General features: G+C 35.0%; 28 protein-coding genes, 1 tRNA gene and 1 other annotated feature. Of the genes, 3 read left to right on the forward strand and 26 right to left on the reverse strand.

What is annotated here, in order from left to right; genetic code table 11:
* Positions 1 to 2 precede the first annotated feature (2 nt).
* The gene (locus JNUCC80_RS03655) at positions 3 to 1,664 is read right to left on the reverse strand and encodes a DAK2 domain-containing protein (RefSeq protein WP_454152603.1); all 1,662 of its coding nucleotides are present in this window, start codon (positions 1,662 to 1,664) and stop codon (positions 3 to 5) included.
* A gap of 56 nt (positions 1,665 to 1,720) precedes the next feature.
* Positions 1,721 to 2,083, reverse strand: coding sequence for an Asp23/Gls24 family envelope stress response protein (locus tag JNUCC80_RS03660; protein WP_454152604.1), 363 nt, complete (start codon positions 2,081 to 2,083; stop codon positions 1,721 to 1,723).
* Positions 2,084 to 2,259: 176 nt separating this feature from the next.
* Between JNUCC80_RS03660 and rpmB the strand changes: the two genes are divergently transcribed.
* Complete coding sequence (gene rpmB / locus JNUCC80_RS03665; RefSeq protein ID WP_056975148.1) at positions 2,260 to 2,445, forward strand: 50S ribosomal protein L28; 186 nt, start codon at positions 2,260 to 2,262, stop codon at positions 2,443 to 2,445.
* Positions 2,446 to 2,519: 74 nt separating this feature from the next.
* On the opposite strand, the gene JNUCC80_RS03670 is transcribed toward rpmB, so the two are convergent.
* From JNUCC80_RS03670 to rplU, 23 genes are all read right to left on the reverse strand, one after another.
* Complete coding sequence (locus tag JNUCC80_RS03670; RefSeq protein WP_454152605.1) at positions 2,520 to 3,188, reverse strand: thiamine diphosphokinase; 669 nt, start codon at positions 3,186 to 3,188, stop codon at positions 2,520 to 2,522.
* Entirely contained in the window at positions 3,188 to 3,829 is a 642-nt protein-coding gene (rpe, locus tag JNUCC80_RS03675) for a ribulose-phosphate 3-epimerase (protein WP_454152606.1), read from the reverse strand. The genes JNUCC80_RS03670 and rpe overlap by 1 nt, the downstream gene beginning before the upstream one ends.
* 1 nt (position 3,830) lies before the next feature.
* Entirely contained in the window at positions 3,831 to 4,736 is a 906-nt protein-coding gene (gene rsgA / locus JNUCC80_RS03680; protein WP_454144421.1) for a ribosome small subunit-dependent GTPase A, read from the reverse strand.
* A 9-nt stretch (positions 4,737 to 4,745) separates the two neighbouring features.
* Complete coding sequence (gene pknB, locus JNUCC80_RS03685) at positions 4,746 to 6,728, reverse strand: Stk1 family PASTA domain-containing Ser/Thr kinase (RefSeq protein WP_454152608.1); 1,983 nt, start codon at positions 6,726 to 6,728, stop codon at positions 4,746 to 4,748.
* A 4-nt stretch (positions 6,729 to 6,732) separates the two neighbouring features.
* On the reverse strand, positions 6,733 to 7,473 hold the full coding sequence (locus JNUCC80_RS03690; RefSeq protein WP_454144417.1) for a Stp1/IreP family PP2C-type Ser/Thr phosphatase: 741 nt from the start codon (positions 7,471 to 7,473) through the stop codon (positions 6,733 to 6,735).
* Positions 7,474 to 8,811: a 16S rRNA (cytosine(967)-C(5))-methyltransferase RsmB gene (gene rsmB / locus JNUCC80_RS03695; RefSeq protein WP_454152609.1), complete on the reverse strand. Its 1,338-nt coding sequence runs from the start codon at positions 8,809 to 8,811 to the stop codon at positions 7,474 to 7,476.
* Positions 8,801 to 9,754 carry a methionyl-tRNA formyltransferase gene (gene fmt / locus JNUCC80_RS03700; RefSeq protein ID WP_454152610.1) on the reverse strand — a complete coding sequence of 318 codons (954 nt, stop codon included), beginning with the start codon at positions 9,752 to 9,754 and terminating at the stop codon, positions 8,801 to 8,803. The genes rsmB and fmt overlap by 11 nt, the downstream gene beginning before the upstream one ends.
* A gap of 12 nt (positions 9,755 to 9,766) precedes the next feature.
* Positions 9,767 to 12,184 carry a primosomal protein N' gene (priA, locus tag JNUCC80_RS03705; protein WP_454152611.1) on the reverse strand — a complete coding sequence of 806 codons (2,418 nt, stop codon included), beginning with the start codon at positions 12,182 to 12,184 and terminating at the stop codon, positions 9,767 to 9,769.
* Positions 12,185 to 12,268: 84 nt separating this feature from the next.
* Complete coding sequence (rpoZ, locus tag JNUCC80_RS03710) at positions 12,269 to 12,481, reverse strand: DNA-directed RNA polymerase subunit omega (RefSeq protein WP_454144409.1); 213 nt, start codon at positions 12,479 to 12,481, stop codon at positions 12,269 to 12,271.
* A gap of 15 nt (positions 12,482 to 12,496) precedes the next feature.
* Positions 12,497 to 13,108: a guanylate kinase gene (gmk, locus tag JNUCC80_RS03715; RefSeq protein WP_454144407.1), complete on the reverse strand. Its 612-nt coding sequence runs from the start codon at positions 13,106 to 13,108 to the stop codon at positions 12,497 to 12,499.
* A gap of 87 nt (positions 13,109 to 13,195) precedes the next feature.
* Positions 13,196 to 14,869, reverse strand: a complete 1,674-nt coding sequence (gene recN, locus JNUCC80_RS03720; RefSeq protein WP_454152612.1) for a DNA repair protein RecN — start codon at positions 14,867 to 14,869, stop codon at positions 13,196 to 13,198.
* Positions 14,870 to 14,883: 14 nt separating this feature from the next.
* Entirely contained in the window at positions 14,884 to 15,324 is a 441-nt protein-coding gene (locus tag JNUCC80_RS03725) for a hypothetical protein (RefSeq protein ID WP_454144403.1), read from the reverse strand.
* A gap of 9 nt (positions 15,325 to 15,333) precedes the next feature.
* Positions 15,334 to 16,143, reverse strand: coding sequence for a TlyA family RNA methyltransferase (locus tag JNUCC80_RS03730; protein ID WP_454144401.1), 810 nt, complete (start codon positions 16,141 to 16,143; stop codon positions 15,334 to 15,336).
* Positions 16,144 to 16,146: 3 nt separating this feature from the next.
* Complete coding sequence (locus JNUCC80_RS03735) at positions 16,147 to 16,992, reverse strand: polyprenyl synthetase family protein (RefSeq protein WP_454152613.1); 846 nt, start codon at positions 16,990 to 16,992, stop codon at positions 16,147 to 16,149.
* A gap of 7 nt (positions 16,993 to 16,999) precedes the next feature.
* Positions 17,000 to 17,224 carry an exodeoxyribonuclease VII small subunit gene (locus JNUCC80_RS03740; protein WP_454152614.1) on the reverse strand — a complete coding sequence of 75 codons (225 nt, stop codon included), beginning with the start codon at positions 17,222 to 17,224 and terminating at the stop codon, positions 17,000 to 17,002.
* Positions 17,217 to 18,572, reverse strand: coding sequence for an exodeoxyribonuclease VII large subunit (xseA, locus tag JNUCC80_RS03745; protein ID WP_454152615.1), 1,356 nt, complete (start codon positions 18,570 to 18,572; stop codon positions 17,217 to 17,219). Before xseA ends, JNUCC80_RS03740 begins: the two co-directional genes overlap by 8 nt.
* A 2-nt stretch (positions 18,573 to 18,574) precedes the next feature.
* Entirely contained in the window at positions 18,575 to 19,420 is an 846-nt protein-coding gene (locus JNUCC80_RS03750) for a bifunctional 5,10-methylenetetrahydrofolate dehydrogenase/5,10-methenyltetrahydrofolate cyclohydrolase (protein ID WP_454152616.1), read from the reverse strand.
* Between the two features lie 55 nt (positions 19,421 to 19,475).
* Complete coding sequence (gene nusB, locus JNUCC80_RS03755; protein ID WP_454152617.1) at positions 19,476 to 19,874, reverse strand: transcription antitermination factor NusB; 399 nt, start codon at positions 19,872 to 19,874, stop codon at positions 19,476 to 19,478.
* A 13-nt stretch (positions 19,875 to 19,887) separates the two neighbouring features.
* Positions 19,888 to 20,310 carry an Asp23/Gls24 family envelope stress response protein gene (locus tag JNUCC80_RS03760; protein WP_339969907.1) on the reverse strand — a complete coding sequence of 141 codons (423 nt, stop codon included), beginning with the start codon at positions 20,308 to 20,310 and terminating at the stop codon, positions 19,888 to 19,890.
* A gap of 26 nt (positions 20,311 to 20,336) precedes the next feature.
* A complete protein-coding gene (gene efp, locus JNUCC80_RS03765; protein ID WP_454144389.1) occupies positions 20,337 to 20,897 on the reverse strand; it encodes an elongation factor P in 561 nt (186 codons plus the stop codon).
* A gap of 62 nt (positions 20,898 to 20,959) precedes the next feature.
* Complete coding sequence (locus tag JNUCC80_RS03770; RefSeq protein WP_454152618.1) at positions 20,960 to 22,048, reverse strand: M24 family metallopeptidase; 1,089 nt, start codon at positions 22,046 to 22,048, stop codon at positions 20,960 to 20,962.
* 49 nt (positions 22,049 to 22,097) lie between these two features.
* Entirely contained in the window at positions 22,098 to 22,391 is a 294-nt protein-coding gene (rpmA, locus tag JNUCC80_RS03775) for a 50S ribosomal protein L27 (RefSeq protein WP_454144385.1), read from the reverse strand.
* A 31-nt stretch (positions 22,392 to 22,422) separates the two neighbouring features.
* On the reverse strand, positions 22,423 to 22,734 hold the full coding sequence (gene rplU / locus JNUCC80_RS03780; protein ID WP_056975169.1) for a 50S ribosomal protein L21: 312 nt from the start codon (positions 22,732 to 22,734) through the stop codon (positions 22,423 to 22,425).
* An 18-nt stretch (positions 22,735 to 22,752) separates the two neighbouring features.
* Positions 22,753 to 22,825: a sequence feature (ribosomal protein L21 leader region), on the reverse strand.
* Between the two features lie 151 nt (positions 22,826 to 22,976).
* Here rplU and JNUCC80_RS03785 point away from each other — a divergent pair.
* A tRNA-Arg gene (locus JNUCC80_RS03785) sits at positions 22,977 to 23,050 on the forward strand.
* A gap of 143 nt (positions 23,051 to 23,193) precedes the next feature.
* Positions 23,194 to 25,575: a Xaa-Pro dipeptidyl-peptidase gene (locus JNUCC80_RS03790; RefSeq protein ID WP_454152619.1), complete on the forward strand. Its 2,382-nt coding sequence runs from the start codon at positions 23,194 to 23,196 to the stop codon at positions 25,573 to 25,575.
* A 36-nt stretch (positions 25,576 to 25,611) separates the two neighbouring features.
* On the opposite strand, the gene JNUCC80_RS03795 is transcribed toward JNUCC80_RS03790, so the two are convergent.
* Positions 25,612 to 26,490: a LysR family transcriptional regulator gene (locus JNUCC80_RS03795; RefSeq protein ID WP_454152620.1), complete on the reverse strand. Its 879-nt coding sequence runs from the start codon at positions 26,488 to 26,490 to the stop codon at positions 25,612 to 25,614.
* Positions 26,491 to 26,538: the final 48 nt, after the last annotated feature.

Consider the following 26,538-nt stretch of genomic DNA (forward strand, 5'->3'; position numbering starts at 1 on the left):
TATTATTCTATTGAGATTAAGTAATCGTATACGGGTTGATCACCTTGGTGGATTTCAACTTCTAAATCTTCATCAATTTCTAAAATACGGTCTTCTAGTTGTTGTGCTTCTTCTTCTGAACCATCTTCACCAATAATAATAGTTACAATTTCACTATCTTCATCTAAACCATCTTTAACAGTTTCAAGAATTGTTTCAAATTTATCAGAAGTTGAATGAACAATTTTACCGTCTAAAAGTCCCATATAGTCGTTGTTGTGAATTTCAACACCATCAATTTCTGTATCACGAATTGCACGAGTAACTTGAATACTTGTGACACCTTCAATTAATTCAGTCATACTTTCAGAATTGTCTTCAAGTGAAGCTTCTGGATCAAATCCAAGCATTGCTGACATTCCTTGAGAAACGGTTTTTGCTGGGACTACTTCAACAGGAATAGATAATACTTCTTTAGCTTGTTTAGCAGCCATCATAATATTACCGTTGTTTGGTAAAATAATTGCTTTTTTCGCTTTTAGTTTTTCAACAGCATCAACGATATCTTGTGTACTTGGGTTCATTGTTTGACCACCACTCAAGACATAGCTGACACCTAAACTTTCAAACAATTGACGTAAACCTTCACCAACTGCGATAGCAACAACTGCAAAATCAACAGGTTCTACCTCTGATTTATGAGATTCATCTACAACATTTTCGTGTTGAATACGCATATTATCTACTTTGATTTTATCTAATTTACCAAATTTCTTACCATGAGAGAAAATATGTCCTGGTACTTCTGTATGCACGTGGACTTTAACTACTTCATCATCAGAAACAACTAGTAAAGAATCGCCCAATTTGTTTAGATATTCTCTAAATTCATCATATTTGAATTCTTTTTTACCTTCAAAATCGGCAGTTAAATCAATCATCATTTCTGTACAGTATCCAAAGTGGATATCTTGTGTTGAAATTTGTGGTTGAACACCTTGATGATGCGCAACATTAACCATTTCATCCATTTCAGATTTATCAGGTTGATACAAGTCTGAAACATTTTCACCTGTTAATGCTTCTAAGAATCCTTGATAAACAAATAAAAGCCCTTGCCCACCAGAGTCCACAACGCCAACTTCTTTTAAGACAGGTAATAATTCTGGTGTTTGTTGAAGTGATTTATGTGCACCTTCAACAACTGCTTGCATGACTTCGTTAACATCAGTTGTTTCAGTTGCTTTCTTTTGACCAGCACGAGCTGCTTGACGAGCAACAGTTAAAATTGTTCCCTCAACAGGTTTCATAACTGCTTTATAAGCGGTTTCAACACCACCAACAAAAGCGTCAGCTAGTGCTTGTGAGTCCAGAACTTCTTTGTCTTCAGTCTTTTTGGAGAATCCTCTAAATAATTGTGACAAAATAACACCCGAGTTTCCGCGTGCTCCCATCAGCATTCCTTTAGCTAAAGCTGCAGTTAGTTCACCCACTTGTGAACCGTTACTTTCGTTAACAGCTTTTTCTCCGCTTTGAACCGTTAGATTCATATTTGTTCCTGTATCACCATCAGGTACAGGAAAAACGTTCAATGAATCAACAAATTCTGCATTTTTATTTAAGCGATAAGTCGCAATACGCACCATATCGCGAAACTTGGCTGAATTAATCTCAGTGACAACCAATAATATAACCTCCAGATATTTGAAAATAAATAAAACTAGCAAAGCTTTGCTTTTAGCTAGTCTTCAAGAATTTTGACACCCTGTACAATAACATTGACAGATTTTGCTTGTGTTCCTAAATATTGTTTCAAGTGATACTTTACGCTGTTTTGCACATTGCGACTAACTTCTGACATTTTAACGCCGTAACCAACAATGATATAAACGTCTACTATTATTTCACCGTTATTTTGTTTGATTACCACACCTTTTGTGTAGTTCTCACGGTTTAAGATTTCGTTCATACCATCTTTAAGTTGGTTCTTGCTTGCCATTCCAACGATACCATAGATATCAGTAGCAGCACCACCAACAACCGTTGCAATGACATTGTTAGAAATGTCGATTTGTCCATATTTTGTGTTTATTTTTACAGTCATATCTTCCCTCCATTACCGATAATGAAGCCAAATCATTTACTTTTCCTATTTTATCACAGCGCATACAATTATTAAATTATTTTTGATAAAATTCATATAGTAATTGAATTATTCTATCGGTTATGATATCTTATATTAGTAATTGAATTATTTTACTGGAAAAGGAGGTTTAGCAAATGGCAAAAGATGTAATTACAGGTCGTAAGACAACATTCGGTAACGCGCGTTCACACGCTTTGAACTCTTCACGTCGCAAGTGGAAGCCAAACCTTCAAAAAGCTCGCATCCTTGTTGATGGAAAGCCACAACGTGTTTGGGTTTCAGCAAGAGCTCTAAAATCCGGTAAAGTTACCCGTGTTTAATTTTTAATTAATACAAACAACAATTAAAAGCCATGTTCTTAATGAACATGGCTTTTTTATTTTGTCTATATATATTAATCTTTGCTATAAATAATAGCTATAATGCCCTCATCTAGTTGAACTTGTATAGGTTGACCTTCTTCAAATTCATTACTAATAAACGGCTGAATTTGTTTAGAAGAAAAATCGGTTAAAGGATACTTTGCTCCTGTAATTGTTAAATGAGAAACACCAGTTAATGGAGCAACAGAAAAATAACTTTGTCCCTTTTGGGCGCAAAACTGATGTTTACCTTCGCTAATATAAACAACTTCGTTGTAATCATCTATCAATCTGATTTTTTCAACATAAGGTAAAACATCTGGTGCTAATACCATAAACAAATTTGAAAGCAAATGATCCAGACGTCCGCCCGTTGCTCCATAGATTATAATCAAATCATCAGTTTTCTGCTGTTTTAACAGTTCAACTGCTTTCATCAGTCCAAGTTGACCATCTGTATAATCTTTATGCGTGGGATAAATCAAACAGTCATTAACCTTATTCTTTAATTGCTGTTTTTGACTTTCACTGATTGAATCAAAATCACCAATTGCAATATCAGGAATAATTTCATTATCTAACAACCATTGGGCTCCATAATCGACACCAATAATTGCCCCTCCCGCTTGCAAACGTTTTTTCAAATCAATAGGGTAATAATTTGAAGGTCCGCCCAAGACAACGTTAATCGTTCCTGACATTATACTAGCCTGCTTAGTTTTTCATGGAAATTATCACCTTTAAATAGGTAAGAACCTGATACTGCTACAGTAGCGCCAGCTTCTTTCACATCTGGAAAAGTCTGGTCGTTCACGCCACCATCAACTTCGATTTCGAAGTTAGACTCGTAAGTAGTTTTAAGTTTCGCCAACTCAGCCACTTTTGACATCATTTCTTTGATAAAAGTTTGACCACCAAAGCCTGGATTGACTGTCATTACTAGAACTTGATCAACAATATCAAGTAAAGGCATAATTACCGATACTGGTGTAGAGGGACTCAGTACGATACCTGCCTTCACACCAGCTTTTTTAATCTGCTGCACTAAATAATAAGCATTTGTGGTACTTTCAATATGAAACTCAATCATATCCGCACCCGCATCAATAAAATCATTAATCATCTGCTCTGGATGACTCACCATTAAATGAACTTCTGCTTCCATTTCAGGAAAATTTTGCTTAATATCTTTAACATTTTGAGCTGTGAAACCTAGATTAGGAACAAAATGGCCATCCATCACATCAATGTGAAGCCCACTAATTCCGGCTTCTTTTGCTCTGGCAACTTCCTGATGCAATTCAAGGCTATTGGCGCCTAAAATAGAAGGCATGATTTTCATTTTATTTTCTCCTTTTTCTTTGTTTCTTTACATACTCTGGTGTGCGACTTCTTTCAATCTCTTCACGTAATTCTAAATACATATCATATCGAGACTGTAAGATTTCACCTGTTTCTACCAATCTTTTAATTTCACAATTAGGTTCATTTAAGTGCTGGCATGATCTAAATTGGCAAAGATGCGCATGACTTCTAAATTCAACAAAGCAATCTCGTAATTCATCAATTTGAATCATTTGAATATCAATAGATGAAAACCCAGGTGTATCCGCTAGATAACCCGATTCCAATTCAAATAATTGAACTTGTCGAGTTGTGTGTTTTCCTCTATTTAGCGTTTGAGAAATTGCCGCTGTTTCTTGTTGTGCATTTGGATTTAATTGGTTTAACAGTGTTGATTTACCAACACCTGACTGACCTGCTAGAACACTTAATTGCTTAGTTTTAAAATAATCTTCTAATACGGACAAAGGTTGATCTGAGTAGAAAATAGGATAGCCTATACTTTCATAATAGGCTAACTGATTTTTCAAATGCGTCACTTCATCACCAGAAAGTAAGTCCATCTTCGAAATATAAATAGCAATATCAACATGATGCTCTTCAATAAATGTCAAAAAGCGGTCTAACAGCTTAGGAGAAAATTCTGGTTCTCTGGCCGAAATTAGTAATAAAACATCAGAAATATTCGCTAGTAACGGACGCTTTAAGGCATTCTTTCGTTCATCAATAGACATTAAGTAACCTGTCTTAGTTGCTTCTTCTGGTTGAATTTCAACGTAATCACCAACAATCGGCTTTTGTCCTTTATTTCTTAAATTACCTCTAGCCCTTGTTCGATATTTGCCATTTTCGGTTACAACATCGTAAAAGCCTGAAATTGAGTTAATAATTTGTCCTTTTATCATAAAACCTCACTAATTTTTTACTGTTTGATTAATAATGGTTGTGCCATCACGGACAATTCTAATTGATCCGTTAGTGTTTGGTGCTAAGTTGAATGTAATTGCATAATTTCTATCTTGCGTAATTTGTTCATCGCGATAAATATTACGACTATTATTCAAAGAATCGCCGACATAAATTTGAATATGATTTTGTCCATTGACTGCTGTGTCTTTATCATACTCAATTTCAAAGGATTGTGTAATTAATTTGTTATTACTACTTGATTGCGAACTTGAGCTAGAGCTAGAGTCATAAGTTGGTTCTTTTCCTTTTGAAACGGTAACTGTTACGTTGTCACCTTTTTTAACTTCAACTTGAGGGTTTGGATTTTGACTAATAATTTGGCCTTCTGGCGTATTATTAGAGTAATCTTGTTTAATAGTTAAATTAAGACCCACTTCATTAGCATAGTCACGAGCACTCTTTTCAGAATAACCACTCAAATCACGTAATTTGATTTTTTGGACACCTGTACTAACAGTCAAAGTAATCGTAGTCTTAGAAGCATCCACTTGCTTACCAGCGGTTTCACTTTGAGAAATAATTAAGTCTTTATCTACTGAATCAGAAGCTTGATCTTTTCTTTGAACTGTAAATCCTGCTTTTTCGAGAACTTCTTTAGCTTGATCATAGTTTTGGTTAACAACATTTGGAACAGATGTTAGTCCTGGACCTGAAGAAATAATCAGACCAATCTTTGTCCCAGAACGCACTTGTGTATTCGCACTTGGCATACTTCTAATTACCTTATCTTTTTCAACTGTCGAATTGTTCTGTTCATCAACCGCACCCACTGATAATCCTTGTGCAGTCAATTGACTTTGTGCTTCTGATTGTGTCAGATTTTCTAAATTAGGTACTGTAATCATAGTGCCGTTAGAAGCAAATATCTTAAAGACTAAGAAGATGATTAATAAGAAGACTGTAATACCTGCTCCGATAAACCAAATTAAATGACGTTTTTTAGGCGCCGATTCTTCTTTAGTTGATTCAGATTCAACACCATGGTCCGTTTCTTCACGCTCTTCTTCTGTTAAATTAGCGACGTGACCTGATAAGTCTGGAATAACTTTTGTATCATCAGCTTTCAAAGCATGTGCAGGTTCATACTTAGGTTCATCAACTCGATTAGCCGATAACGATGAATCTAAATCGGCTTTCATTTCTGAAACGCTTTTATAGCGATCTTCTGGATTTTTGGATGTTGCTTTTAATACCACATTTTCAAGTGCTTGTGGGATTTCTGGATGCATTTTTCTGATTGAGGGAATGTTTTCTTGGAAGTGTTTTAAGGCAATTGAAACCGCAGTTTCCCCACCAAAAGGTACATTTCCTGTTATCAATTCATACAAGATAATCCCTAATGAGTAAATATCAGATTGCTTGGTAGCCATTGACCCTTTGGCTTGTTCTGGTGAAATATAATGAACTGATCCCAGTAAACTGTTAGTTTGTGTTACTGCATTCTTACCTAGTGAAATCGCAATTCCAAAATCTGCAACTTTAACAACACCTGTTTTACTAATCAAAATATTTTGTGACTTCAAATCTCGGTGAATCACTTCATGTTGATGTGCCAGTTTAATCGCTGACAAAATTTGATCCATAATATTGATTACTTTGTTCATTGAAATTGGATAATTTTCTCTGATGTAGTCTTTCAGGTTAGAACCGTCTATGTATTCCATCACCAGATACTGCATCCCTTGTGACTCGCTAATATCTAAGATACTGACAATATTAGGATGACTTAACTCACTAGTAGCTAGTGCTTCTCTTTGGAAGCGTCTAACTAATGGTGAATTATTTTGAAATTCCCCACGCATCACTTTAATTGCAACGTGTCTTTCCAAAATAATGTCTTGTGCTAGATAAACATCCGCCATGCCACCACGGCCAATGAGTTTAATAATTTTGTATCTTTTGGCTAACAAATAACCTTTTTCTAACATAAAATTACACCTCTTCATTCTTTGTTAACAAGCACACCGTGATATTATCTTCGCCACCAGCTTCATTAGCTAGTGCGATTAAAACATCACATTTTTCTTGCAAAGTCATGTCTTGATTTAAGACTTTTTGAATTTGTGAACGAGTTAACGTATTGGTTAAACCATCGCTGCATAATAAAACAATATCAAATTTATTAGGAATCATTTTGACATACTCTGGGTTGATTGATTGAGAAACGCCTAATGACTCTGTAATGATATTTTTTTGCGGATGATTTTTAGCTTGTGAAGGTGTGATTTCACCCTGCTTCAATAATTCATTCACCAAGGAATGATCTTCAGTTACTTGATATAAAATTTCTTGTTTTAACAAGTAAGCTCTAGAATCTCCTAAATGAGCGAATAAGTAAGCATCTTTAAAAGCAATCACTAAAACGATAGTTGTCCCCATACCACGTAAGTCCTTAAATTGGTTACTTGCTTCTAATATTGCTTTATTTTCTTTAACTAGAACAGCTTCCAACCAAGATTTTGCCTCGTTATAGCTATGAATAGAAGTCTGCTCAAAACTATGACCAATATGGTTCACGGCCATAGATGATGCGACATCGCCTCCACGATGCCCTCCCATACCATCAGCTACAATAGCGAGAACTAAATTCTCTGGGTTATTAAACACTTTGACATAATCTTGATTTGTTTTTCGAACTAACCCAACATCTGTTTGCCATGCAGTCTGTATCACTTATTTATCTCCTTCACTTTTGACTAAAGAAGCGATAAAGAACCCATCAGTCTGATAGGTGTCTGGAAAAATACGGACAAAGTCATCAGATCTGATTGCTTCGTTATCAGCTTTTAGATAAACCTTTTCTAATGAAAAATCAGGATGCTGCTTCAAAAAAGAGTTAACAACCTGTTCGTTTTCTTCATTAGTAATGGTACATGTGCTATAAACCAAACGACCGTTTGGTTTCAAACTATCACAAACACCATTTAAAATTTCAAGTTGGATTCGGCTGAGCTTTTTAACATCAGAAAGTTCTTTTGTATATTTAACTTCCGGTTTTCTTCTCAACAAACCCAATCCTGAACAAGGTGCATCTACTAGGATTTTATCATAAATTGCTGTCCCAAGTTCTTGACTCACTAATCTAGCATCTAGTTGCTTAGTTTCAATTAAATCAGCAACTTGCATTCGAGTCGCATTTTCCTTAATCAAATTCAATTTGTTTTTGTGGATATCCAAGGCTGTCACCTTGCCTGTTACCAATTCTTCAGCGATTTGAATAGTTTTGCCTCCTGGAGCTGCACAAGCATCCAAAACAGTATCACCTGCTTCTACTTGCAAACTTTGGGCTGCTAATGTTGCTGAATCATCTTGAATTGTAATGGCACCTTGTTCAAAAAGTTCTAATTGATTAATTGGACCATAGGATAAGTGAAGTGAATCTGGTGAAATTTTTGAATCAGTATAACTAATTTCATGATTATCTAACCATTGGCACACTTTGTCTTTAGTTGTAACTTTATGGTTGATACGAATTGTATTTTGAGGTGGCTGATTAATTGACTGTAAAATACTTTTAGTCTTACTTTGACCAAAGTCAGTAATTAAGTAATCAACTAGCCATTCTGGAATACTGTAAACCGTAGCAAGATATGTCACAAGGTTTGCTTCGTCTGGTGTTTGTTGTCCCTGACGGAGGACATTTCGTAAAACACCATTAACTACTTTATAAAGATTGTTTTTAGCGTATTGTTTAGATAATAAGTTGGCTTCGTCTAATACGGCATGATTAGGAACGCGATCCAAAAAGAATAATTGATAAATTGACATCAATAATAATGGTCTCATCCAAGGGGCCTTTTTATTTTCCTTGAAAATATCACGAATTTGATAGTCCAAATAAATTTGGTGTTGGATTGTTCCATAGACTAATTGTGTTACTAAGTTTTTGTCATTACTTGAAAGATCTGATTTCTTCAAAGCATGGTTTAAAGCTATGTTAGAATAACTCTTATTTTTGAAAACAGAAATGAGAGTTTCTAAAGCTATTCTTCTAGCAGATTTATTCTTCATCACTAACTACTTTTTCTCCAATTTTTAAATTTCGACCATGTCCATTCAGGTAGTCGCTGATTTTCATACGCGGTTTGCCCATTGGTTGAATTTCATCAATTTCTAAAACACTATTATCAGAAAAACTTAGGCAAAAACGCTTATGATTATCAACGAGTACACCTGATTGATAATCGGTTTTCTCATCTAGTACGTGTGATTGCCAAATCTTTGTACGCACACCGTTAATATAAAGAAAAGCACCTGGATTAGGATTCAATGCTCGAATCAAATTATGAGCTTCTGTAGCTGTCAATGATTGAGGAATTTGGGCTTCTTCTTTACTAATTGTTGGCGAAAAAGTAACTTCTTCGGTTTTTTGAGGTGTTTTATTAGTTGGATTTTTAACAATTTTAGGTAATGTTTTAAGGAGCAAATCACGACCCAAATAACTTAACTTGTCAAAAATTGTAGCGGAGTTGTCCGTGTCTTCAATTGTAATGGCTTCTTGGCTATACATATCACCGGCATCCATTTCTTTTACCATTTCCATAATCGTGACACCTGTTTTTTCATCCCCATTTTTCAAGGCATATTGAATAGGTGCGCCACCACGATATTTAGGCAATAATGAGCCATGCACATTAACTGCTGCAATATTGACAGAGTTCAAGAAACTAGTTGGTAAAAATTGACCATAAGCGGCTGTCACAATGAAATCTGCTTGTAATTGAATAAGCTCAGCGAGCTCGTCGCTTTGACTTAGTTTTTCTGGTTGAAAAACAGGTAACCCAGCTTCAGTTGCATAAGCTTTTACGGGTGTTGGTGTTAGTTGTCTTTTACGGCCTAACTTTTTATCTGGTTGAGTGACAACCGCTTTTACTTCGTACTCATCAGATTCATTAAGTCCTTTTAAAATTGGAACACTAAATTGAGGTGTTCCCATAAAAATAATTGTTTTCATTATTGTCACCTTCTAATTAAATTGATAAGGATCAACATCTAAATAGATATTGACCTGGTCTTTTTTTGAATCAAAGCCTTGCATCCTAATTGTATTCAAAACCGAATACAACTTGGGCTCAACTTTATATTTGATTAAAATTTGGTAGTAGTAATGGTCTTTTAACCTGGTTACCGCTTGAGGTGTCGGCCCCAATATTAAAGCTTGTTGACTCAATTCTTTTTTCAGTAAACTCTTGATTTTAAAAGCCGCCATTGCTGCCTTTTGTTCTAATTTACTCGTTACAGTAATCAAATTCAAATAAAAATAAGGCGGGTATTGTCCCTGACGTCTAATGGCCATCTCTTTTTGATAAAATCCCTCATAGTTATGATGCTTAGCTAGCTGAATAGCGTAATGATCTGGATTATAAGTTTGAATCAAGACCTTACCGGGTAAACTTGCACGGCCTGCACGACCACTAACTTGAGTCAATAAATCAAATGTTTTTTCAGATGAACGAAAATCTGGAAAAGACAGCCCACTATCTGCGTTAATAACACCGACTAGCGTAACATTTTCAAAATCAAGTCCTTTGGCTATCATCTGTGTTCCTAGCAAAATATCCGCTTCATGATTTCCAAAAGCATCAAGAATTTTTTGATGTCCGCCTTTTTTTCTAGTAGTATCGACATCCATTCTTAAAATGGTCGATTCCGGTATCAATTGTTGAAGCAACTCTTCTATCTTCTGCGTACCACTGCCGAAGAATTTAATACGAGTAGACTGACATTCTGGGCACTGCTTAGGTATTCCCGTTTCATAGCCGCAATAATGACATTTCATTTGTTGCGTATCTTTATGCAAGGTCAGTGAAATATCACAATGCGGACATTTCAAGACATAGCCACAATCACGGCATAGCATGAAGTTAGCATATCCACGCCTATTCAGCAATAAAATAACCTGTTGTTTTTTGGCGATTGTTTGCTTTATACCAGAAATTAACTCATCAGATAAATCTAATTGACTAGAAAAATGCGCTTTTGTCATATCAATTAAGTCTACTTTGGGTAATGCGATTTGTTCTGGACGCTTTGTCATTAGCAATAATTGATATCGGTTTTTTTGTGCTCGAGCTCTTGATTCTAATGATGGCGTTGCACTTCCTAAAATCACAACAGACTGATGATAATCTGCCCGCCATTTAGCTACTTCACGAGCATGGTATTTCGGATTTTCTTCTTGTTTATAGGTACTTTCATGCTCTTCGTCAATAATGATAAGTCCCAAATTTTTCAAGGGTGCAAAAATAGCACTTCTGGCACCTACAACAACATCGACTTCTTGCCCGTTGATTCGACGCCATTCATCATAACGTTCACCGTCAGAAAGACCACTGTGCAAAACGGCTACTTTCGAACCAAATCGTGCAAAGACTTGTCGGACCATCTGCGGTGTCAAAGCAATTTCAGGAACTAGCATCAAAGCTTGCTTTTTGTTTGCTAATGCTTTGGCAATTGTTTGTAAATAAACCTCTGTTTTGCCACTTCCTGTAATTCCTTCTAGTAAAAATACTTGCTTTTGTCTTTCGGTTAATGCCTGATTAATTGCTTGAACGGCTGTTTCTTGCTCCTGTGTTAACACTTTAGCAGAAGCCTCATTTTGTATCGTTAAATCAGCAAGTGGATTACGATTAATTTGAACTTTTGATCGTTTAATCCAACCTTTTTTTTCTGCTTCTACCAGAAAACTAGTTGATAATGCTGCTTCTTTAACCAACTGTGTCTGTATAATAGGAAACTTTTGCGGATTTTCTATGATGAATTTTAAAAGCTTTTGTTGATTTTTTGCATTAGCTTTTGTTGAGTCCAATAGTTTTTGATAAACCGGCATGCCTAGCCCTAAATCAATTTGAGTTGTCACCTTGTCTTTAGCTTTGTTTTTGACTTGATAAATAATTTTTGTTTCTTTATTTTTTAATGTTTTTTGAATCAATTTAATTAACTCATAGTCCTTGATTTGATTAAGAGAAAGCTGATTATTTGTTTGGTTTTCAAATAATTGCTGGTAGTTTGATTCTGAAATAGTTTTTGTGGGTTTTAGAAAGCGCTGATAATTAGCCTTTAAGACATTAGGTAGCATCGTTTGAATAACTGAAATACGATAAGTAAATAAATGTTTAGCTAATTGATCAGATAACGTTAACAGCTCTTGATTCAAAGGCGGGAACTCATCGATGACAGACAATAAATTCTTTGTCTTGCCCAAAAAACTACTTTGAGACTTTATATTGACTACAAATCCTTGGATTTTTCGACGACCAAAAGGCACTTCTACTCGTGAACCTTCTTCTACAAGATCAACCAATTGATTGGGTATTTGATATTGAAATGTTTTATTTGTATCTTGTGTAGCCACGTCAACAATTACGTCAGCAAACTTAGACATTCAAAAACCTCTCTTTACGATTAAAAAACCTTCATCCACATACAAAGATGTTGATGAAGGTTCATCAAAATACAAGCCGATTAATTATACATTAGCTTTATGGTTAGGGTCAATTTCAACGGCACCTTCAGCAATTTCTTCAAGTGCATGACCAACAACTTTTCTTGATTTGTAACTTTCGATAGCTTGAGGTGCGCCATCTTCTAGTTCATGTGCACGTTTTGCAGCTAAAACTGCTAATGAATAACGTGAATCAACTTTTGTTAATAGTTTATCAATTGATGGATATGAAATCATAGATTGTTACTCCTTTTATTTATCTAACATTTGACGGTAATCATCGATTACACGATCAACTCGAACATGTTCAGCATCAATAATGGATTTGATTTTTTGAACGGCTAAGTCAACTTCATCATTAACTACCGCATAATCATAGCTTTCCATCATCAAAATTTCTTCTTTAGCCTTAGTCATTCTCTTTTGAATAACATCTAAATCGTCAGTGCCACGTTTGACGATACGGTTTTTTAATTCAGACAAATCAGGTGGTGTCAAGAAGATGAAAGCTCCTTCAGGAATCTTGTCTCTTACTTGCATTGCACCTTTTACTTCGATTTCAAGTAAAACATCATGCCCTTGTTCTAACATATCATTAACCGGTTTTAGTGGTGTACCGTAATAGTTATCAACATATTGTGCGTACTCTAGCATTTCACCTTTTTCGATTGCTTCTTCAAAAGATGCTTTATCACTAAAGTAGTAATCTACACCGTCAACTTCACCTTCACGAGGTTGTCTGGTGGTCATTGAAACTGAATATTTAAAGTCAAAAGCATGGCTTTCAACAAGCGCTTGTCTGACTGTCCCTTTACCCACACCAGAGGGGCCTGATAGGACAATTAATAAACCTTTACTTGACATCGTTTTATCTTCCCAACATTTTTAAAGTATTACTATAATAATGCAATAGTTTCAAACATTTTTCAAGCCTTAAGACAGAAATTGCCACTATTCAGCAAGTCCTAATAAGGCTTTGGCATTTTCTAAGGCCGCATTCGTCACGGAATCACCGGCTATCATTTTTGCAATAGCTGTGATAGACTCATCCAAATTCAAGTTGCTAATCATTGTCTTCGTTCTCTCATTCACGACATGTTTTTCAATTAAGTAGCGATAATCCGACAATGCTGCAATTTGTGGTGAGTGTGTGATAACTAAAACTTGTTGATTTTGAGCGATTTGTTTCATCTTATGTCCAATAGCAGTCGCCACTCTACCAGAAACACCTGTATCAATTTCATCAAAAATAACAGTTGAAACTTGATCAGCTCGTGAAAATATTGTTTTCAACGCTAAAATCACACGTGATTGTTCCCCACCAGAAGCAACCTTATGTAGCGGTTGTAAACTTTCGCCAGTATTTGACGAAATATAAAAAATGGCACTGTCTTGTCCGTTTTTATCGAATTCAGCATTCAAAATAAATCGAATCTCAAACTGGGCTTTATCCATATATAAATCGTTGAGTTGTTGCTTAACTTCTTGTTCTAACAACTTGGCTTGTTTACTTCTGATATCGGTTAATTGTGCGGCATATTTTTTAACATCTTGTAAAACAGCCTCTTTTTGTTGCTTAATAGCTTCAATATCATCTTGACTGAAAAATAACTCATCTAGTTGTTGCTGTGCATTTTCACGGAATGCTAAAACATCATTTAAAGTCGGACCATATTTCTTTTGGAGATTTAATAATTGTGTGACACGTTCAGACACATATTGAAAATGTGCTTCATCAAAGTCGAAATTATCTGAAATAGTATGCAACTGATGATTAGCATCATCTATTGAGTAATAGGCATCATTAATCGTTTGTGCTAAATTTTTAAACTCAGTACCATAGATCGTTAAATTATCAGATTCAGATTTAACAGCGTTCATAATGGTCATTAGTCCCTGATCATCTGATTCAAGGTAGGCTAATAGTTGATAGATTTTGTCGCTAATTGTTTGAAAGTTTGATAACTTTTCAAGTTCTTCTTCTAAATTCTGATCACTTTCCAAATCAATTTCAAACTCATCAATTTCGTTAATTTGAAAGTTTAAAATGTCAGCTTGCTGAGCCATTTGTTGAGCATTATCCGTGATTTTATCTAATTGACGTGATAATTTTTGGTAAGTTGTAAAGGCCGTATCATAAGCCTCTTTGACTTGCGCTAACTTATCTTTTGCATAGCTGTCTAATAATGATAAATGTGACATTTGATTCATCAAAATTTGTTGGTCATGTTGCCCATGAATATTAACTAAAAATGGGCTCAACTCTTTCAACAAACTAACCGTTGTGAGCTCGCCATTAACTCGAATAATATTGCGACCTTTTTGAGAAATGCGTCTTTGAATAACCAATTGATTATCATCTAATTCGATATTATAACCATCTAGTAATTGTTGAATTTTATCTCGATTATGCGTAACCTCAAATAATCCTGTAATGACAGCTTCACTAGCTTGGCTACGGACCATCTCAGAAGAGGCACGTTGTCCCATTAATAGTGATAGCGCATCAATAATGATAGATTTACCCGCACCTGTTTCACCAATTAAGGTTGACATATTCGCATTGAAGGTCATTTGAACTTCTTCAATAATCGCAAAATTTTTAATATCTAATTGACTTAACATAGCATCCTCATTTCTTACAATTGATGCAAATATTTGATAAAGGCTGATGCATCTTTAACTGAATAAAAAATAATTAAAACTAACGCATCATTTTCGATAACAGAAAATAATCCTTCAAGATTTTTAGCCTTGATTTCTTCACCCAAGGCTTCAGCCATCCCGGGATGGGTCTGCAATTGAACCATATCCCGTTTTTGCTTAATATCTGTTATTGGAAAAGATAAGAACTGTCTATCTTTTTTAAGTTGCGTCATTTTCTTATTTTGACTGTAGGCAAAGCCTTCGGTTGTTAGGCGGTTTTTGTCGATATATAAATCATCAAAATCTCTTGAGATTGTGGCTTGTGTCGTCTTAATACCACGCTCATTTAAATACTCCAATAGTTCCTGCTGACTTTGCACAGTATTATTTTTAATAATATCTAAAATCGCGTTTTGTCTAAGTACTTTTTTCATTGTCTTATTTTAAATTCCTTCATCAACTAATGCCATTAATTCTGGTACAGACTTATTCCACTTGTTTTGACCAGATCCTGATTCGTTTTTGCGTAAATGAATCAAAAATTCAATATTTCCATGGCCACCTTTAATCGGTGAAAAGTCTAAATCTAGTACATCAAAACCAGTTTTTAATGAAAAATCAATAATAGTGTCTAACACTTCGGCATGGACTTTATGATCTTTGATAATTCCTTTTTTACCAACTTTTTCGCGACCAGCTTCAAACTGTGGCTTAATTAAGCAGACAGCATCATGGTTAGCTTCTAAAATCTCATACATTGGTGGCAAGATTAGTTTTAATGAAATAAACGACACATCTGTCATTGCAAAAGTTGGACGTCCTTCATTAAAGTCTGCTAGCGTACTATAACGAAAGTTTTGTCTTTCCATAACAACTACTCTAGGATCTTCTCTTAAAGACCAAGCCAGTTGATTATACCCAACATCTAAAGCGTATACTTTTTGTGCACCATTTTGTAATGCCACATCAGTAAAACCACCTGTTGAAGCACCAATATCTAAACAAATTTTATCTTGTAATGAGATATTAAAAACTTTTAGTGCTTTTTCGAGCTTAAAGCCACCTCGTGATACATACTTAGCTTCATGATTTTTCAAAATAAAAGTTTCAGATTCATCAAATTTATCGCCGGCTTTGTCAATTCGCTGATGATTGTGATCCAAAACATTCCCCGCCATGATTGCACTTTGGGCACGCTGTCTAGATGGAAAGTACCCTTGTTCTGCTAAAATTACATCTACTCTTTTTTTCAACTATTATTCCCCACTGTCAAAGTAATCTAAAAAATCTAATAAGTAATCACGCCCAGGAATAGCAGCAAGAGCTGATTTTGCTTTGCTAATTTCTTCTGCCAAGTGTGATTGTGCACCATCGATGCCGTAAATGCTAACATAAGTTGTTTTATCTTCGTCATCATGACCCTCTAAAGCAGCTTGATTCGCATCATCTAAATCATCAAAAATTTGAAATGCTAATCCAAAAGCATCCCCAAAGTCTAACGTACTTGAAATTTCCTCTGCTGTTGCATCAGACAACTTAAGTCCTGTATATAAACTTGCTTGAAATAAGCGACTCGTCTTTAAATGATGAATTTTAGCAACATCTTGAATTGACTGATCTGTTTCAGAAAGAACATCCAAATACTGTCCATAAACCATTCCATTAGCGCCAATTGCTCGACTAACATAAGCGACAATATCGCCAGCACAATTAGGCAGTTCTGCTAACCACTGTAATCCTAAAGTCAATAGTGCATCCCCTGCTAAAATAGCATTAGCTTCACCAAATTTCTTGTGGCTAGTCAATTGACCTCGACGATAATCATCATTATCCATATCAGGTAAATCATCATGAATAAGCGAATAAGTATGCAAACATTCAATTGCTGCCGCAGCTTTGAAGACCGTTTCATCGATTTTACGATTCAACATTCGACATACTGCAAAAACAAACAATGGACGTATTCGCTTACCTCCTGCTTGAATTGAATAATTAAGTATTTCTGCAAAATCAGAATCCACTATTTGAGACTCAATTTCAGATGTCAAAAACTGATTAAAATCTGACAAATACTCTGATTGCAGCTCTCTTACTTTTTCCACGGTATCTCTAATCCTTTTCTGTATTGAAATCTTGTAATTGACCATCTTCATTCATTAGCTTATTAACAGTATCTTCTGCATTGACTAATTGTTTTTGAAGAGATTGGCTTAATTCAACACCTTTTTTGAATTGATCAAGCGCTTCTTCTAAAGGTACTTGCGCATTTTCTAAGTTTTTGACAATTGTTTCTAACTCTTGTAACTGGGATTCAAAATTAGTCGATTCAGCCATCTTTATTCTCCTTTTTTATATCACGTACATTCACTGTCGCACTACCATCATAATAATGAACAGTCACTGTTTGATTTACAGCAAGTTGTGCAACAGATTTTATAACTTGTCCTTGGTCATCTGCAGTATAAGTATACCCACGTTTCATCGTATTTAGTGGGCTCAAAGCATCTAATTGATTCATTGTATATTGAACACGTGCTGTTTGATGACTTAGTAACTGTTTAAAATTATAAGTTAGTTGTCGGGTTTGATTATTGACTAATGTTTGATAGTGTTCAATGCGTTGCCTCAATAATCGCCCATCAATTTGATGACTCATAATTTCTAATTGGTAGTTTTTAGTTTTTAAAATTTGGTTGGTTGTTTGCTTTAATCGATTTGATAATTGATCAACCAATTGTAATTGTTGCTCATAAATTCGACTTGGATTTTTTAAGAATGGATTATCTGTCAAATTAGCTAGAGCTTGTTTACGATAGGTAATCTCTTTAGATACGGTTTGATAAAGACGGCTTCTAGCTTGTGATAAATAGTCTAAAACATCAGGTAGATTATGTGTTACAATTTCAGCTGCAGCAGTTGGCGTAGCAGCACGTACATCAGCAACTAAATCACTTAATGTTGTATCCGTTTCGTGACCGACTGAGCTAATGATAGGCAAATCCAAATCAAATAATTGACGAATAACTTGCTCCTCATTAAATGGCCACAAATCTTCAATTGATCCGCCACCGCGACCAATTATCATCGTATCAAAATTCAGCTGACTGTTTTTCACCTGCTCAATCGCACGAATTAAACTATCTTTTGCTTTGTCACCTTGTACAATTGCCGGAAATAAGACAATTTGACATTTGGGATAACGACGTTTTACTGTTGTTATAATATCTTGAATAACTGACCCAGATGGACTAGTGATAACCGCGATTTTGTCAGGAAATTTAGGAATAGCTTTTTTATCAACTGAGAATAATCCTTCACTATAAAGTTTTTTCTTTAATTGTTCATAAGCCGCATAAAGTGCACCAATACCATCAGGTTGCATTTTATCAATATAGAATTGATAACTACCTGTTGGTGGATAAATACTGACATGCCCTTCTATGAGAACTTTCATTCCTTCTTCAGGTGTGAATTTTACCTTTTGAAATGCCGATTTAAACATAACTACATTAATTTTAGACTGATCATCTTTAATTGAAAAATACTGATGGGTATTTGGACGCATTCGAAAGTTTGAAATCTCACCTGTTAGGTAAACTTTTTTAAGGTAAGGGTCTAAATCGAATTTTCGTTTAAGATAGGTTGTTAAAAGTGAAACACTTAAATAATTTTGTTCTGTCATGATTAAACACGCTTTTTAGCTATCTCAATAGTTTGTTCCATTAATGTCAAAATTGTCATTGGACCAACACCACCAGGAACAGGTGTCATTGCGCTTGCAACCTCGGCAACTTCATCAAACTCAACGTCCCCTACCAACTTATCGTTTTCATCACGGTTCATTCCGACGTCTATAACTGTTGCTCCTTTTTTAACCATATCAGCGGTAATAAAGTGAGCTTTTCCAACGGCACTAATTAAAATATCGGCTTGTCTAGTAATTGATTTCAAATCTTTTGTTTTGGAGTGAGCCATGGTAACTGTTGCATCAGCGTTTAACATTAAGGCCCCTAATGGACGACCAACGATGTTACTGCGACCAACGATAACAACATGCTTAGAAGCAGTTGAAATATTGCTTTCTTCAAGCAATGTCATAATACCACCAGCTGTTGATGGAATTACATTGGGGTTGTTTTGCCACAAATAACCGAAGTTAATTGGACTAAAACCATCTACGTCTTTATAAGGAGAAACAGTTTGAACAACTTTTTCTTCATCGATATGTTTTGGAAGCGGTAATTGAACTAACATCGCATCAACTGCTTTGTCTTCATTTAGTGATTGAATAAACGCAATTAATTCTTTTTCGGTAACCGTTTCATCAAATCTGATTAACTCAAAATCTAAACCTAATTCTTCTGCTCGACGTTTTTTGTTACGCACATAAATTTCACTAGGACCACTATGCCCCACCAAAATCACTCGTAGACTGGGGGTCACACCTTTTTGCTTAAGGCTTTCAACTTCTAGACGTAAATCTTCTTGTCTTTTTTGGGCAATTGCTTTTCCGCTTATCAGTTTAAACATAGTTCTCCTCCATTATATTTAAAGCTGGTATACAAAAAATATACCAGCTTCTTCATTATTGCTTACTAAAATTTGATAATAATCCATTAATAAACTTCTTGGATTTTTCGTCACTAAATTCATCAGCTAAATTCAAAGCTTCATTAATAGCAACAGCCGTTGGGGTTTCAGTGTATTGTAATTCGTACAATGCTAATTGTAAGATTGCAATATTAATTTTAGCAATTCGGTTAAATTGCCATTTGTCACTCAAACGATCATCAATGACTTGATTTAGTTCATCTTTCTTTGAAGCAACACCTTTAACCAACAATTCTAAGAATTGAGGTAAAGTTTCTTCTTCACTTAAGTAATGGTCTTTAACCGTTTCAAGTGCTTGATCGGCTGTTAATTCACTACTTAATTGAATGAAGTTTGCTTGAAGTGCTGCTCGACGGATATCATGTTGGTTCATATTTGGCTCTCCCTTAATCAGTCATTTCCTCGTCAAATAAAGCATCGGGGTCGATTTTTTCAGGTTTTTGAGAAACAAGACCAACAACATGAATATTAATTTCATCTAGTTTCAAATCAGTCATTTGTTTAAGTTGCTCTGTTAACTCTTTTTGAAGTGTTAAAGCAACTTGTGGGACGCTAACACCATATTTTAAATAAACGTAAACATCTGTTTTTAACTGATTGTGTTCGTTGACTTCAATCGTAACACCTTTACCACGATTAATACGACCAAATAACTCATTAAGGTTGTTGCCAAAAGTGCCACGCATTTGGTAAACGCCTTCTATTTTTGTTGCGGCAATTCCCAAAATAATTTCAAGTACGTGAAGGTTAACTTTAATCTGATCATCTGATCCATCTTTTGCTAACAAAATTGCTGTATCTTCTGCCATATCGACACCTCTACTTTACTAATCTACTAGTTTGCGCGAGAAATATATGTTCCATCTGTTGTGTTAATACTCAATACATCACCTTCGTTAACGAAGAATGGCACTTGCACAACAGCTCCTGATTCCATTGTAGCAGGTTTTGAACCACCAGAAGAAGTATCTCCACGGATTCCAGGTTCTGTTTCAGCAACAGTTAATTCAACTACTTTAGGTAGTTCAACACCCAATAATTCATTTTCAAACATTGTCACGTTCACAACCATGTTTTCTTTCATGAATTTTAATTCTTCTACAATTTCATCGTTTGGTAATTCAACTTGTTCGTATGTTTTTGTATCCATAAATACGTGTTTGTCACCATCAGCGTATAAATATTGCATTTCGTTGTTATCAATTGTTGCACGTTCAACCTTTTCACTTGAACGGAAAGTTTTTTCTTGAACAGCACCTGTTCTTAAGTTACGTAATTTTGTACGCACGAATGCGCCACCTTTACCAGGTTTTACGTGTTGGAACTCGTTTACTTTCCATAATTGTCCATCAAATTGAATTGTTAAACCATTTTTTAAATCATTTACTGAAATCATGTATTTTTCCTCCGTTTTTACTTGTACTTTATAATATCAATTTTAATATGTATAGTGCAAGATTATAATTTGATTAATTCGGCTTTAGGTAATGTTGTTAGAACTTCTGGTTCACCATCTGTTACCAACACATCATCTTCAATCCTAACGCCGCCTAGTCCTGGTACATAAATACCAGGTTCGATTGTGATAATCATATCTTTTTGTAATGTGATATCTTTGAACGATAGTCTTGGATCAGTTAATTCATGAACATTTAACCCAATACCGTGTCCAATACCATGTCCAAAATAATCACCATAGCCACATTCCTTAATATACTCACGTGCTGCACGATCAACTTCGAGTCCTGTACAGCCAACTCTCGCCTTATCTGTAGCACGTCTATTAGCTTCTAAAACAATGTGGTAAATCTTTTCAAGCTCATCAGGTACTTCACCAACCGCAAAAGTTCTTGTGATATCTGATGTATATCCTTGATAGTAACCCCCAAAGTCAATCGTTACTAATTCATTATTTTCAATCACTTTATCACTAGCAGCACCATGTGGCCAAGCACTACGATAACCTGAAGCAACAATTGTTTCAAAACTAACATCAGATAGTCCGTCTTGTTTTAATTGAAAATCTAACAAATTAGCAATTTCTTTTTCTGAAATTCCCGGTTTGATTTCAGGTATTACTTTTTTTAAACTTTTTTCTGAAATTTCAATTGCTTTTTTTATTAAAGAAATTTCTTTTTCATCTTTTATCATTTGAAGTTTTTCTACCCATTGATAACATAACTTTACATCGACAGACTGTAATGCATCAGTTAAGTCCATAAACAAAGAGGCACTGATATCATCACCTTCGATAACTAACTGCTTAATATGTTGATTAGTTATAACGGTATCTAGTTCTTGAAGCAATGCTTTTGTTTTATTATAAACTTTAACCCCTTTGTCAACTTCAGCTTCAATTTGACCCATGAATCTTGAATCTGACATTAACACTGCTTCTCCTTGTAAAGTGAGCAATAGTTGGGCTTCATCGCCTGTAAAACCAGTTAAATAACGAATATTTTTTTCATTGAATAACAGCACTGCCTGTTTTTGTTCTTTATTTAGTTTTTGGTAGATTTGTTCTCTTCTTTTCTGATAAAGATTCATATTTCCTCCAATAAAAAAAGGCTGAATAATTTCAGCCTTTTAAAAGTTATTATTTAGCTTGTTCTAATGGGTAAACTGAAACTTGTTTACGATCTCTACCTAGACGTTCGAATTTAGCAACACCTTCGATTTTTGCAAATAAAGTATCGTCACTACCACGTCCAACGTTTTGACCTGGGTGGATTTTTGTTCCACGTTGTCTGAATAAGATTGAGCCAGCTGTTACAGTTTGACCATCAGCACGTTTAGCACCTAAACGACGACCAGCAGAGTCACGACCGTTAGCAGTTGAACCTCCACCTTTATGTTTAGAAAATAGTTTAATATTGTTAAGATCTAGCATTTTTTTCACCTCGCAAAGTCATTAAATTAAATTAAGCTTTAATATCTTCGATAACCACTTTTGTATAAGGTTGACGGTGACCTTTTTTAGTATGGCTATGTTTTTTAGGTTTGTATTTGAAAGTAACAACTTTCTTTTCTTTACCTTGTTTTTCAACTTTAGCCACAACACTAGCACCTTCAACAAAAGGAGTACCAACTTTTGTAGATTTGCCGTCGTTTACAAGAACAACTTGGTCAAATGTTACGTTTTGGCCTTCTTCAATGTTTAATTTTTCTACGTAAACAGCTTCGCCTTTTTCGACTTTGTACTGTTTACCACCTGTATTAATAATTGCGTACATATTGTACACCTCCTGAAAATGTATTCTTAGACTCGCCACTAAACAAGGTGCCTAACGGCTTAAAACCTTGAGCGTGCGGTTGCAGATGTGAGGTACACAAATACAACTACCTAATAGTATCAAATAAGTTATAAAACGTCAATTTATTCAGTTAAATATTCCAAAAATATTTATTTGAAAAAAGTTTGTGTTTTTTGTTGACACATACGCCGATTCTAGATATACTGTTTAAGTAATGTTTTGACACAGTAGCTCAGCTGGATAGAGCAACGGTCTTCTAAACCGTAGGTCGTGAGTTCGAATCTCACCTGTGTCATCAATTATCTACATATAAAAGACCAACTCAACATGAGTTGGTCTTTTTTGTTTATCTTATTCTTTAACCTTTTAATCAAACACCAAAAAAGATAAAATTATTATTAGTTAATCATTAATTTTTTAATAATACGGAGGATTTAGATGAACTATAACCAATATGCCAGATTACATCTGCCACTTAACCAGCAGCAAGAAGAACTTGAACAACTTGATTTTATATCTAAAAACTATGATAAGCTCTCGTTTTCAAATAACGTCTACACTGCTTTTAGCAACTTCTTCCCTGAAGTTAACTCAAGTGAATCACTTGACTACAAATTTAATCTACTCGCAATCAATAACCACAAAACACTTAAGCAGTGGTTAGACGAAGATCAAACAACTTTAACTAGTTCAGAATTTTACGTCTTAGCTCTTCAGTTACTTAATTATGAATCCAAGCAAGATTTTGATTTATCAAATCCTTTTAAGTTACTAACGGACAATCACTTACCGTTTATTGAAGCAGATATAATAGATGAAACTAATTTCATTGAAGCACTTTATCTACTATTGAATACGCGTGCTAAAAACGGGTATGAGTTAATTGATAATCTTGCAGATAAAGGATTCTTCTTGAAATATATTGAAGACCCTCACTTTAATCAGCATTTATTCTTTAATGGTAAATCATTACCTGTTTTTGACGCCCAAAACATGATTAGAGAAGTCGTTTATGTTGAAAGTGACCTTGATACTGACTTAGATGGTCAAAGAGATTTACTTCAAGTTACGATTTTTAGACCTAAAGAAACTGACTTTGGACTAAAAGTCCCTTCATTATATACAGCTAACCCCTATTTTGGTGGTACAAATGATGACAAGAATGATTTACATAATGTTGATGAAAACCTAACTAAAGTAACAGCTGATAATCAACCTCATTTTAAAGAAGCTTCTATTAATATATTTGAAAAAATCACTCCTGATGCATCCCCTGCTCAACGCGCTGAAGAGACAGCAACCAGACAGCGTATCTATCGGCTAAATGATTATTTCTTTGCTCGCGGGTTCGCTAACATATATGCCGGTGGTTTTGGAACAAGAGGCTCTGATGGCTTACGAAACACCGGTGATCCTAGCGAAACAACTTGTGCTAAAGAAATCATTGAATGGCTTACAGGAGATAGAATTGCTTATACTTCCCCTTCAAGAACCAAAACAACGTCTGCATTTTGGTCAAACAACAATATTGCTATGACTGGTAAGTCTTATTTAGGAACACTAGCAACAGCTGTTGCCAGTACCGGAGTCAAAGGGCTTAAGACAATTATTTCTGAAGCAGCCATTTCAAGTTGGTATGACTATTACCGCGAAAACGGATTAGTCATTGCTCCTGATGCTTGTCAGGGTGAAGATTGCGATGCATTGGCTGTTGTTTGTCAAAGTAATTTAAAAGACAGCGGACACGCCATCAAATTACAAGAGCAATTCGATAAACAAATGGCCTACTTACAAGAACAACAAGATCGCACAACTGGACAATATAGTGAATTTTGGGAAATCAGAAACTACCGTCATCAACTTGAAAATCTAAATTGTTCTTACATTGGCGTTCATGGCCTTAATGACTGGAATGTTAAACCTAAAAATGTTTACAAGCTTTGGCAAGAATTAGAAAAACTTCCTATTAAACATAAACTATTCCTTCATCAAGGTGAACATGTTTATATGAATAACCTTGCCTCTATCGACTTCACTAATATGATGAACTTATGGTTATCCGAAGAACTATTAGATGTTCCAAACAACGCTGATGAGCAATGGCCTAATGTGTTAATCCAAGACAATGTTGAAGCAGATGTATGGCACGCTGAAACAACTTGGAATAACTCCATTGGTACTTCTCAGTCTCAAGTACTGTCTGAGTTAGCTTCTGAAAAAATTAAGGATTTCACCGACAACGGTCAAACTTTTAAACAACTTAACCTCACTAACAAACAATGGGAACATGAATTTATTAAAGGTGAATTATCTGAGTTAGCGGCTGAACAACTTAAAATCAGACTTCCCCAAAACAAGACTGACAACACCTTGGTAGGACGACCAAAAATAAACTTGTCCGTTTCTTCCTCAATGGATAAAGGTCAAATTTCTGTAATGCTAGTCGAGTATCATAAACGCCGTCGCTTAACTGTTGTTCCTCAAATCATTGAAGTAAATGCACAACCTTTAGGTTATCAATTTGCTTATGAAACTTTGAGAGAATTCAAACTTCAACCTCAAGAAACTGACTTTAAACTTATTGCTAAAGGGCATGCTAATTTACAAAATTACCAAGGTAAACAAGCAGTCGATGTTAACTCTGATGAGTTTTATAACTTAAGCTTTGAATTACAACCAACTTACTATCATTTACCAAAAGATAGTCAATTAGGCTTGATTATTTATAGTACTGATGTTGGCATGACTAAACGACCTTTAGAAAAAACGACTTACACTGTTGACTTAACACAATCCTCGTTTGACTATTCAATTAAATAAATCATAAAAAGCCAGCACATCTATGCTGGCTTTTTTCTATAAAATACTATGCAAAATAGTCAACAATTGTTGCTGACTGGGTGTCAAAACATAGTTTGTTCGATAAACAATACTCGTGATAAATTCAGGCTGTTCATGATCCAACAATTCTAAGCAAGTTACCTCATCTTCACTATAATCAACTATCTTGGTGAAAAAGCCCACACCAACATTCTCACTAATTAACTTCATCAAGATATGCGTGTCATTAGATTTAAATACAATATTAGGCCTAAAGTGATTGCGGCGACTTAACTTATTGAAAGCTGTATTATGAACAAAATTACTATCAAAAAACACAAAATCATCGTGCCGTAGCTCGTTGAAATAAATTCTTTTTCGATTGGCCAAGGGATGAGACTTGGAAACGTAAATACAAAAAGGCTGTCGATCAAACTCTTCAGCTATCAGATTTTGATAAGCCAAAGGTTCAATTGAACCTAGTAAAGTTAAGTCAACATTGCCATCTCTTACCGCATTGCGCAAGGCTATTGATCCACCTTCAACCGTATGAACATTTGAAAGTAGACCTTCTTTAGCTAGCCTTGCTCCTATCTTAGGAAAATAGTGGTTTTCGATGATTGGTGGCAATCCCAGCACAATCTTATTTTGTGTCAGATTATTAATTTCTTGATGAGCTACTTCGATTTCATGTAAGACCACTTTTGCATGTTCAGCCAATTGTAACCCACTTGGTGTGGGATTAACCGTATTATGAATACGGTCACGTACCAACAAAGCTGTACCAAATTCTTTTTCAAGATTTTTAATAGCTGTTGTAATTGTCGGCTGACTCACTTCAAATTTTTCAGCCACTTTTGAAAAATTTTTTTGAATAATAATTTCTTGAAAATAAGCGAGGTGTTTAAGGTTCATCATTAACTCCCATTATGACAGTGTTTTTACAGATACTATAAAATTAAT

This window comes from Holzapfeliella sp. JNUCC 80 (genome assembly GCF_053667655.1).

Coding starts and splice junctions, on each gene's coding strand:
- JNUCC80_RS03660 (WP_454152604.1), bottom strand. CDS start 2,083: ATGACTGTAAAAATAAACACAAAATATGGACAAATCGACATTTCTAAC.
- rpmB (WP_056975148.1), top strand. CDS start 2,260: ATGGCAAAAGATGTAATTACAGGTCGTAAGACAACATTCGGTAACGCG.
- JNUCC80_RS03670 (WP_454152605.1), bottom strand. CDS start 3,188: ATGTCAGGAACGATTAACGTTGTCTTGGGCGGACCTTCAAATTATTAC.
- rpe (WP_454152606.1), bottom strand. CDS start 3,829: ATGAAAATCATGCCTTCTATTTTAGGCGCCAATAGCCTTGAATTGCAT.
- rsgA (WP_454144421.1), bottom strand. CDS start 4,736: ATGATAAAAGGACAAATTATTAACTCAATTTCAGGCTTTTACGATGTT.
- pknB (WP_454152608.1), bottom strand. CDS start 6,728: ATGTTAGAAAAAGGTTATTTGTTAGCCAAAAGATACAAAATTATTAAA.
- rsmB (WP_454152609.1), bottom strand. CDS start 8,811: ATGAAGAATAAATCTGCTAGAAGAATAGCTTTAGAAACTCTCATTTCT.
- fmt (WP_454152610.1), bottom strand. CDS start 9,754: ATGAAAACAATTATTTTTATGGGAACACCTCAATTTAGTGTTCCAATT.
- priA (WP_454152611.1), bottom strand. CDS start 12,184: ATGTCTAAGTTTGCTGACGTAATTGTTGACGTGGCTACACAAGATACA.
- rpoZ (WP_454144409.1), bottom strand. CDS start 12,481: ATGATTTCATATCCATCAATTGATAAACTATTAACAAAAGTTGATTCA.
- gmk (WP_454144407.1), bottom strand. CDS start 13,108: ATGTCAAGTAAAGGTTTATTAATTGTCCTATCAGGCCCCTCTGGTGTG.
- recN (WP_454152612.1), bottom strand. CDS start 14,869: ATGTTAAGTCAATTAGATATTAAAAATTTTGCGATTATTGAAGAAGTT.
- JNUCC80_RS03725 (WP_454144403.1), bottom strand. CDS start 15,324: ATGAAAAAAGTACTTAGACAAAACGCGATTTTAGATATTATTAAAAAT.
- JNUCC80_RS03740 (WP_454152614.1), bottom strand. CDS start 17,224: ATGGCTGAATCGACTAATTTTGAATCCCAGTTACAAGAGTTAGAAACA.
- xseA (WP_454152615.1), bottom strand. CDS start 18,572: ATGACAGAACAAAATTATTTAAGTGTTTCACTTTTAACAACCTATCTT.
- JNUCC80_RS03750 (WP_454152616.1), bottom strand. CDS start 19,420: ATGTTTAAACTGATAAGCGGAAAAGCAATTGCCCAAAAAAGACAAGAA.
- nusB (WP_454152617.1), bottom strand. CDS start 19,874: ATGAACCAACATGATATCCGTCGAGCAGCACTTCAAGCAAACTTCATT.
- JNUCC80_RS03760 (WP_339969907.1), bottom strand. CDS start 20,310: ATGGCAGAAGATACAGCAATTTTGTTAGCAAAAGATGGATCAGATGAT.
- efp (WP_454144389.1), bottom strand. CDS start 20,897: ATGATTTCAGTAAATGATTTAAAAAATGGTTTAACAATTCAATTTGAT.
- JNUCC80_RS03770 (WP_454152618.1), bottom strand. CDS start 22,048: ATGAATCTTTATCAGAAAAGAAGAGAACAAATCTACCAAAAACTAAAT.
- rpmA (WP_454144385.1), bottom strand. CDS start 22,391: ATGCTAGATCTTAACAATATTAAACTATTTTCTAAACATAAAGGTGGA.
- rplU (WP_056975169.1), bottom strand. CDS start 22,734: ATGTACGCAATTATTAATACAGGTGGTAAACAGTACAAAGTCGAAAAA.
- JNUCC80_RS03790 (WP_454152619.1), top strand. CDS start 23,194: ATGAACTATAACCAATATGCCAGATTACATCTGCCACTTAACCAGCAG.
- JNUCC80_RS03795 (WP_454152620.1), bottom strand. CDS start 26,490: ATGAACCTTAAACACCTCGCTTATTTTCAAGAAATTATTATTCAAAAA.